This window comes from Janthinobacterium rivuli (assembly GCF_009208735.1).
Taxonomy (GTDB): domain Bacteria; phylum Pseudomonadota; class Gammaproteobacteria; order Burkholderiales; family Burkholderiaceae_D; genus Janthinobacterium.
This window is the reverse complement of the sequence record NZ_WFLJ01000049.1, coordinates 1-868: the sequence shown is the minus strand read 5'-3', so window position 1 is coordinate 868 and position 868 is coordinate 1. Positions and strand designations below refer to the sequence as shown.

The 868-nt window shown below is 52.0% G+C and carries 1 rRNA gene; it reads left to right on the top strand.

Annotated elements, in window-relative coordinates:
- A 16S ribosomal RNA gene (locus tag GCN78_RS28810) occupies nt 1-868 on the top strand; the annotation flags it as partial.

Here is an 868-nt window from a genome sequence, read left to right as displayed (position 1 = left end):
GAGTGGGGGATAACGTAGCGAAAGTTACGCTAATACCGCATACGATCTAAGGATGAAAGTGGGGGATCGCAAGACCTCATGCTCGTGGAGCGGCCGATATCTGATTAGCTAGTTGGTAGGGTAAAAGCCTACCAAGGCATCGATCAGTAGCTGGTCTGAGAGGACGACCAGCCACACTGGAACTGAGACACGGTCCAGACTCCTACGGGAGGCAGCAGTGGGGAATTTTGGACAATGGGCGAAAGCCTGATCCAGCAATGCCGCGTGAGTGAAGAAGGCCTTCGGGTTGTAAAGCTCTTTTGTCAGGGAAGAAACGGTGAGAGCTAATATCTCTTGCTAATGACGGTACCTGAAGAATAAGCACCGGCTAACTACGTGCCAGCAGCCGCGGTAATACGTAGGGTGCAAGCGTTAATCGGAATTACTGGGCGTAAAGCGTGCGCAGGCGGTTTTGTAAGTCTGATGTGAAATCCCCGGGCTCAACCTGGGAATTGCATTGGAGACTGCAAGGCTAGAATCTGGCAGAGGGGGGTAGAATTCCACGTGTAGCAGTGAAATGCGTAGATATGTGGAGGAACACCGATGGCGAAGGCAGCCCCCTGGGTCAAGATTGACGCTCATGCACGAAAGCGTGGGGAGCAAACAGGATTAGATACCCTGGTAGTCCACGCCCTAAACGATGTCTACTAGTTGTCGGGTCTTAATTGACTTGGTAACGCAGCTAACGCGTGAAGTAGACCGCCTGGGGAGTACGGTCGCAAGATTAAAACTCAAAGGAATTGACGGGGACCCGCACAAGCGGTGGATGATGTGGATTAATTCGATGCAACGCGAAAAACCTTACCTACCCTTGACATGGCTGGAATCC